Genomic DNA, 484 nt, shown 5'->3' on the forward strand with positions numbered 1-484 from the left:
TGACTGCTTCGAATTCACGACGATCGCGCAAGTATGCCCGTCGCTGTACGAGCGCACGCTGACCGTCAACGGCTGCTCCAAGGCCTATGCCATGACCGGCTGGCGGATCGGTTATGCCGGGGGCGCGTCGTGGCTGATCAAGGCGATGTCCAAGCTGCAGTCGCAATCGACCAGCAACCCCTGCTCGATCGCCCAAGCGGCTGCTGTCGCCGCACTCAATGGCGACCAGAGTTTCCTCAAGGAGCGCGCCGCCGTGTTCCAGGGACGGCGCGATCTGGTCGTGTCGATGCTCAACCAGGCCAACGGCATCACCTGCCCGCGGCCCGAAGGCGCGTTCTACGTCTATCCCGAATTCTCCGCGCTGATCGGCAAGTCGACGCCCTCGGGCAAACTGATCGACAGCGACGAAGCCTTCGTCGCCTATCTGCTCGACGATGCCAAGGTCGCCGCCGTCCAGGGTGCGGCATTCGGCCTGTCACCGGCG

General features: G+C 64.5%; 1 protein-coding gene. It reads left to right on the forward strand.

Annotated features, from left to right (window positions below):
- Positions 1–484 (forward strand): aminotransferase class I/II-fold pyridoxal phosphate-dependent enzyme (locus AACY49_RS30630; RefSeq protein WP_339528034.1); only part of this gene is annotated, 484 nt, incomplete at both ends.

Origin of the sequence: Pseudomonas sp. EL_65y_Pfl2_R96 (assembly GCF_963970905.1) — a bacterium.
GTDB lineage: Bacteria > Pseudomonadota > Gammaproteobacteria > Pseudomonadales > Pseudomonadaceae > Aquipseudomonas.